The organism is Blastococcus sp. SYSU D00695, assembly GCF_054050555.1.
In genome coordinates this window covers 59,869-67,489 of the sequence record NZ_JBJGZP010000022.1, presented here as the reverse complement: position 1 = coordinate 67,489, position 7,621 = coordinate 59,869, and the positions used below count along the sequence as shown (strand labels likewise).

General features: G+C 79.0%; 3 protein-coding genes. 1 reads left to right on the top strand and 2 read right to left on the bottom strand.

Features of this window, described 5'->3' with window-relative positions:
* Window positions 1-104: 104 nt before the first annotated feature.
* Window positions 105-254 (bottom strand): hypothetical protein, encoded by a 150-nt coding sequence (locus ACI781_RS14765; RefSeq protein WP_456566867.1) that lies wholly within the window; start codon window positions 252-254, stop codon window positions 105-107.
* A gap of 158 nt (window positions 255-412) precedes the next feature.
* On the bottom strand, window positions 413-871 hold the full coding sequence (locus tag ACI781_RS14760) for an NUDIX domain-containing protein (protein WP_456566866.1): 459 nt from the start codon (window positions 869-871) through the stop codon (window positions 413-415).
* 432 nt (window positions 872-1,303) lie between these two features.
* On the opposite strand from ACI781_RS14760, the gene ACI781_RS14755 reads away from it, so the two are divergent.
* Complete coding sequence (locus ACI781_RS14755; protein ID WP_456566865.1) at window positions 1,304-7,567, top strand: DUF4011 domain-containing protein; 6,264 nt, start codon at window positions 1,304-1,306, stop codon at window positions 7,565-7,567.
* Window positions 7,568-7,621: the final 54 nt, after the last annotated feature.

Genomic DNA, 7,621 nt, shown 5'->3' with positions numbered 1-7,621 from the left:
CGGTCGACCCCCCGGCGACGCTCCAACGGGCCGTTGGGGCCGCGGGGGGAGGGGCCCACTGGCGCGGGGGCCCCCGGCGGGGCGCGGGCCCCCCCGCCCGGGGCTCAGCGAGGGGCGCGCGTCGCCGGCGGGACGGCGGGCTTGCGGCGGGTCTCGAGGCGGAGCACGGGCTGGGTCAGCGCCAGCAGTTCGGTGCCGCAGGAGACGCAGTAGGCACCACGCTGGTCGTGGGTGCCGCAGGTGGGGCAGGACACGGGCTCTCCTCCGTCCGGGAGTCGCTGAGGACTCGGCGGGCAGACGATGCCACCGGCGGCGCGGGGCGGTGAGGAGCGTGGGGCGGGTGAGGCGAGTCGTTCGGCAACCGACACGAAGGCGTTCCGGGCGCGGTGCGGCGGTGCGGTAGGCCCCGCGCTCAGCCGAGGAGGGCCACCAGCCGGTCGAGGAACGGCACCTGGCCGCGCACCAGCTTCTCCCGCGCCTCGGGCAGGCCGAACCAGGCGGCCCGGTCGATCTCCGGGAACTCCTGCACGCGCCCGGACCGGGGCGGCCACTCGAGCTCGAAGGTGCTGCTGGTGCAGGCCGCGGCGTCCAGGTCGCCCTCGACCGCCCACACCGTGAGCACCTTGCCCGAGGCGCGCAGCTCCCCCAGCGGCACCAGATCGCCGGCGGGCACGGGGCTGCCCAGCTCCTCGGCGAACTCGCGGCGCGCGGCGGCCTCCGGGGCCTCGTCGTCGCCGTGCTCGCCCTTCGGGATCGACCAGGCGCCGGCGTCCTTGCGCGCCCAGAACGGGCCGCCCATGTGGCCGAGCAGCACCTCGACCCCGGCCGGGCCGCGCCGGTGCAGCAGCACCCCCGCACTCCGCCTCGGCACGTCCCCACCCTGGCACGGGTGGGGCGCGGGTCAGCGCGCGGCGGTCCGTCCGGGGCGGGTCCAGCTGGAGCGGACCCGCACGATCGTGGTGGCGCGGGCCCGGGTGCAGGCGTCGCAGCGGCGGCGAGGGGTGCAGGACGAGCAGGGCATCGCGGGCCTCCGGGGAGTCGGGTGGCGCCGACCGTGGCAGCGGCCCGGCGCGCGCGGGAGACGCGGCGCGCCGGTGCGCCCAGACGTCACCTGCCCGTTCCACCCCGGTCACGCGGACGGGCGCTCGGGACCCGCGCGGATCGGCAGCCCCCCGCGCGCACGGCACCGCCCCGGGTCAACGGGACGCATCTCACCGCCACGGCCGTGCCCGCCCGTCACACCCGCCCCAGACGCCGCCGCGCCCTGACCGGACCGGTCCGTCCGGACCGGTAGACAGGACCCATGAGCACCACTCCGGTCCGCCCGGCACCCGCTGCCGGCAGCGCGCGGCCCGCCGTGGCGATCTCCGCGACGAGCACGCCGGTGCTGTCCCACGCGCTCGCGCACAACGGCGTGCCGGTGGTGTCGCGGCTGGCGCTCACCAACCACGGCGGCCCCGCGCGGGCGGCCACGCTGCGGGTGCAGGTCCTCGACGCCGACGGCCCGATCGGCGGCGCCGTCGAGCGGCTGGTCGACCTCGACGCCGGCCGGACGACCGTGCTCGCCGACGTCGGCCTGGTCATGGACCCGGCGGTGATGCTGCAGATCGAGGAGCAGCGGCCGGGGTCGATCGAGGTCGACGTGCTGGTCGACGGCGCGGACGTCGGCGGGACCGCGCTCCCGGTGCAGGTGCTGGCCGCCGGGCAGTGGCTGGCCGCCCCGGCGCCGCTGGCGCTGGAGATGCTCGCCGCGCACGTGCTCCCCCACCACCCGGCGGTCGGCGCCCTGCTGGAGGAGGCCTCGGCCCTGCTCGCCGAGCGCACCGGCGACGGCGGTGTCCGGGCCGCCGGGGCCGCGCCGGACCGGGTCGACGCGGTGGTCACCGCGCTCGGTGACGCCCTGGCCGCCCGCGGCGTCCGCCTGGGCGAGCCGTCGGCGCCCTGGGCCGACATGGCCCACCGCGTCCGCACGCCCGGCGACGTGCTCGACGGCCGCGTCGGCACCTGCCTGGACGTCGTCGTCGTGCTCGCCGCGGCGCTGGAGCGGGCCGGGATCCGGCCGCTGCTGTGGGTGGCCGACCGGCACGCGTTCCTCGGCTACTGGCGCGAGGAGCGCGCCGCGGAGAGCGCGGCCACCACCGACGTCGCGCCGCTGGCGAACCTGGTCGACCTCGGCTACGTCCGGCTCGTCGAGACGACGCTGCTCACCGACCGGGGCGAGGACGCGCCGCTGCCCGACGCCGAGGAGCGGCACGCGGCGGCGGCCGGCACCTGGCTGGCCGGCGGGCCGGCGCAGGAACCGGGCCTGGACCGGCTGGTCGGCGTCACCGACGTGCACCGGGCCCGGCGCGACGGCATCGTGCCGGTGCCCGCCCGCGTCCGCGGCGCGGACGGCGCCGTCCAGGTCGTGGAGTACCTGCCCGGAGAGCACACCCCGGCGCGGGCGGTGCCCGCACCGGTGGCCGACCCCGGCCCGGCCGCGGCCAGCCGGCACGGCCGCCCGGAGGCCCCCGCCCGGGTGCAGCAGTGGAAGAACGCGCTGCTGGACCTGTCGCTGCGCAACCGGCTGCTCAACTACACCGAGCGGGCGGGCCTGCCGCTGGTCGTCCCCGCCGCGGCGCTCGGCCCGCTGGAGGACCTGCTGGCCGGCGGCACCGCCGTCTCCCTGCTGCCCTCGGACCGGCTGGGCGCCGTGCAGCGCGAGCGGGGCGTCACCGGCGCCCGCGAGCTGCCCGAGCAGCTGCTGACCGAGACCCTCACCGAGCGCCGCAGCGTGCACGCCGACGTCACCGAGGGCGGCTACCTGCCCCGGCTGCGCGGGCTGGCGTACAAGGCCAAGACCGTCCGCGAGGAGACCGGCGCCAACAACCTGTACCTCGCGCTGGGCAGCCTGGTGTGGGAGCTGGACGGCCGGCCGCTGCGCTCGCCGCTCGTGCTGGTCCCCGTCGTGCTCACCCCCGCCGCGCGCGGCGGCGGCTACCGGCTGACCCTCGACGACACCGGCACGAGCACGCCCAACTACTGCCTGCTGGAGAAGCTGCGCCAGGTGCACGGCCTGGTCGTGCCCGGGCTGGCCGAGCCCGACGGCGACGGCGCCGGGATCGCGCTGGACCGCGCGCTGCAGGCGATGCGGCTGGCCCTGGCCGAGGCGGGGCTCCCGCACCGGGTGGAGCCCACCGCCGACCTGGCCGTGCTCCAGTTCGCCAAGTACCGGCTGTGGCGCGACCTCGACGAGCACTGGGCCGACTTCGCGGAGAACCCGCTGGTGGCCCACCTGCTGCACGAGCCGACCGAGGCGTTCGCCGACCCGGCCCCCGACACCGCCGGCGGCACCGACCTCGACGAGCTGGCCGCCCGGTGCCCCGTCCCCGCCGACGCCTCCCAGCTGCGCGCGATCGCCGAGGCCGCCGCGGGCCGCACGTTCGTGCTGGAGGGGCCGCCCGGCACCGGCAAGTCGCAGACGATCACCAACCTGCTGACCCGGGCGGTGGCCGACGGCAAGCGGGTGCTGTTCGTCGCCGAGAAGCGGGCGGCGCTGGACGTCGTCGCCCGCCGGCTGGACGCCGTGGGCATGGGGCCGTTCGCGCTCGACCTGCACGACAAGGGCAGCAAGGCCGCCGCCGTCCGGGCGCAGGTCAAGGCCGCCCTCGAGCACGCCGTCGCCGTCGACGAGCGGGGCCTGGCCGCCGACGAGGAGAACCTGCGCGCCGCCCGCCGCACGCTGGCCCGCTACGCCGAGCGGCTGCACGCCCCCAACGCCGCCGGGCTGTCCTGCTACTCCGCCCGCACCGCGCTGCTGGCCACCGGCGACGACGCCCCGGTGCTGCCGGTGCCCGCCCCCGTCGTCGCCGCGGCGGCCCCCGAGGACCTGACGGCGGTGCGCCGCGCGCTGGCGCTGCTGCCCGACGTCGCCGACCTGGCCCGGCCCTCGCCGCGGCACGCGTGGGCGTTCGTCGACACCCCGCAGGTGGACCTGCTCGCCGCGCAGCAGGCCGCCGCGGCCGTCGACGCCGCGATGCGCGCGCTGCCCACCGAGGAGCACCTGGCCCGCGCGCTGCGCGAGGTCCGCACCCCCGCCGACCTGGACGGGCTGGCGCACCTGCTGGCCGGCCCGGCGACCACCCTCGACGTGCTCGACGAGGTGCCCACCGACCGCTGGGCCACCGCCACGACCCAGGTGCTCGGCGAGGTCGCCGCCTTCGCCACCGGAGTGCACCCGGGGCTGGACGTCGCCATTCCCGAGGCGCTGGACCTGCCGCTGGCCGACCTGTACGTGGACGCCCAGACGGCGCAGGCCGCGACCTGGCTCGCCCGTCGGCGGGGCCTGGCCGAGGTCCGCGAGCGGCTCGCCCCGGTGCTGCGCCCCGACGTCAAGCTGCGCCTGGGCGACGTCCCGGAGCTGACCGCCGCCCTGTGGCGGCTGCAGCAGGCCGCGGCCGCGCTCGGCGCGCGGGCCGCGGTCATCCCGGGCCTGTCGGTGCCGGCCGGCTGGAACCCGATCCTGGAGCCGGACCTGCTCGCCGAGCAGGTGGCGTGGCTGCGCCGGTCGGGCGCGCTGGCCGACAGCGCCAGCGACTTCGCGGTGCAGCTGCGCCGGTACGTCGTCGCCGGGCCCGGCCCCGACCCGGCCGCCGCCGCGGCCGTCGCCCGGCTGCGCGACACCCTGGAGAGCCTGCTGTCGGTGTGCGGCAGCGACCCGCGCCGGCTGGCCGCCTGGTGCGCGGACGACGGTCTGGTGTTCCGCTGGACCATGACCCGCCCCGAGCGCGGGGTCGAGCACACCGGCCTGATGTCGCTGCGCCGCTGGGTGTCGTTCCTGGACACCCTGGAGCCGCTGCGGGCGGCCGGCCTGCTGGAGGGGCGGACGGCGCTGGTGCGCGGCGAGCTGCCCGCGGAGGACGCGCTGCGGGCGTTCGAGCACGGCGTCGCCCTCGCCTCGGTCGACGAGCGCCGCGACGCCTCCGGGCTGGACGCGTTCGACGCCGAGGCGCACGAGAAGGCCATCCGCCGGTTCGCCGCCGCCTCGCGGGCGGTCCGCCGGCACCTGACCGCGGCGCTGCCGGCCGGGCTGCTGGCCGCGCGGCCCTTCGACACCGCCACCGGCGACGGGCGCGTCGGCGCCCTGCAGCGCGAGCTGTCCCGCTCCCGCCGCGGCCTGGGCGTGCGTGCCCTGCTCGAGCAGTACGCCGACCTGGTCACGGCCGTGACCCCGTGCGTGCTGGTCAGCCCCGACTCCGTGGCCCGTTTCTTCCCGGCCCGCGCCGGCCTGTTCGACCTCGTGGTGTTCGACGAGGCCTCCCAGATCCGGGTCGCCGACGCGGTCGGCGCGCTGGGTCGCGCCCGCGCCGCCGTCGTCGTCGGCGACAGCCGGCAGATGCCGCCCACCTCGTTCGCCGAGCCCGCCACCGGGGGCGAGGACGACCCGGCCGACCTGCTGGGCACCACGGTGGAGGACGAGGAGTCGATCCTCTCCGAGTGCGTCGCCGCGCGGGTGCCGCGGCAGTGGCTGTCCTGGCACTACCGCAGCCAGGACGAGTCGCTGATCGCCTTCAGCAACGCCAACTACTACGGCAACCGGCTGTCGTCGTTCCCCGCGCCCACGCACGGGCGGCCCTCCGCCGGCCCGGACGGCTCCGGCGTCTCGCTGGTGCGGGTCAACGGCACCTTCCACCGCTCGGGGATGGGCCGGCTGCTGCGGACCAACCCGATGGAGGCCAAGGCCGTCGTCGCCGAGATCCGCCGCCGGTTCGACGCCTGGGCGGCCGGGGAGGCCGGGGACCGCACGCCCTCCATCGGCGTGGTCACCTTCAACGCCCAGCAGCGGTCCTACATCGAGACGCTGCTGCGCGACTCCGGCGACGACCGGCTGCTGGAGGCGCTGGACCGCACCGACGGCGAGGGCCTGTTCGTCAAGAACCTGGAGAACGTGCAGGGCGACGAGCGCGACGTCGTGTTGTTCTCCACCGCCTTCAGCCCGGACGACCGCGGGGTGCTGCCGCTGAACTTCGGCCCGCTCAACCGGGTGGGCGGCGAGCGGCGGCTCAACGTCGCCGTCACCCGGGCGCGGCGCCAGGTCGTCGTCTTCACCTCGTTCGACCCCGCGCAGCTGCGCGCCGAGCAGACCGCGTCGGTGGGCGTGAAGCACCTGCGCGCCTACCTGGACCTGGCGGCGCTGGGCACCGACGCCCTGCCGCGCGACGCGCGCCCGGCCGGCACCCTGGACCGGCACCGGGAGGAGATCGCCGAGGGCCTGCGCGGTCGCGGACTGTCCGTCGCCACGGACGTCGGCCTGTCGGAGTTCCGGCTCGACCTGTCGGTGGCTCCCGCGGACGCGCCGGAGACCCCGGTCCTGGCCGTGCTGCTGGACGGGCCGGCGTGGGCCCGGCGGCGCACGGTCGGCGACCGCGACGGCCTGCCGGTGGAGGTCCTCTCGGGGATGCTGCGGTGGCCCGCGGTGGAGCGGGTGTGGCTGCCGTCCTGGCTGCGCGACCGGGAGGCGGTGCTCGACTCGCTGGCGGCCGCCGCCCACGCCGCCGCGCGCGCCGCCGCCCTCGCGGCCCCCCCCCCGACCCCGGCACCTGAGCCCGCACCCGCCCCCGCCCCGGCGGCGGCGGCCGCCCCGGCACCGGAGCCCACCCCGGCCCCCGAGCCCACCCCCGCCCCGGCCGCGCCCCCGGTGCGGCCGGTGCTGGCCGTCGTCGACGACGCGCCGGCCGGGCCCGCCGCCCCGCCGGCCGAGGTGCCCGCTTCCCCGGCCGAGCCCGCCCCGGCGGCCGGCGCCCTGGCGGTGCTGCGGGCGGTCGACCCGGCCGCGCTCGCGCCGCAGGCCCGGCCCGAGCCGGCCGCGCGCCCCGGGCTGACCGTCGTCCCCTCTCCCGCCGCCGTGCCCGCCCCGGTGGCGGACCGGGTCGTGCCGGCCGCCGCGGAGCCCGGGCCGCCGGACGACCCCCGGCCGGCGACGCCGCCGGCACGGCGGGCCCCCTCCCGCCGCGCCGCCGCGGCCTCCTCGGACGGCGAGCGGCCCTTCGCCGCCTGGACGCCCCGGCCGGCCGGTGAGCGCAAGGTCCTGGACCAGCTGGCCGACGCCGCGACCGCCCGCGCCGTGCGGCGGCTGCTGCTGGCCGGCGTCCGCGCGGAGGGGCCGGTGCACCGCGACCGGCTGACCCGGCTCGCCGCCGGCGCCTACGGGCTGACCCGCGTCACCGAGGCCCGCCGCGACGCGCTGTTGGCGCTGCTGCCCGCCGGCCTCGTGGACGGCGACTTCGTCTGGCCGGCCGGCCTGGACCGCGCCGCCTGGACGGCGTTCCGGCGCCAGGTGGTCAGCACGGACCGGCCGCTGGAGCACGTCGCCCCGGAGGAGGTCGGCAACGCCATGGCGGCGCTGTGCCCGGCCGCCGGCACCACCGCCGACGAGCTCCTCCCGCGCACCGCCGAGGTGTTCGGCTACCGCCGCCGGACCCCGTCGCTGACCCCGCTGCTGGAGCGGGCGCTGGAGCAGGCCGTCGCGGCCGGCCGGCTCACCCGCACCGGCGACGGGACGCTGCTCCCGCCGGGTCCGGCCGCCTGACGCGCCGGGAGGCATGTCACCCCGCCCGGTGACCGGCGCCGGCGCCGCGCTCGG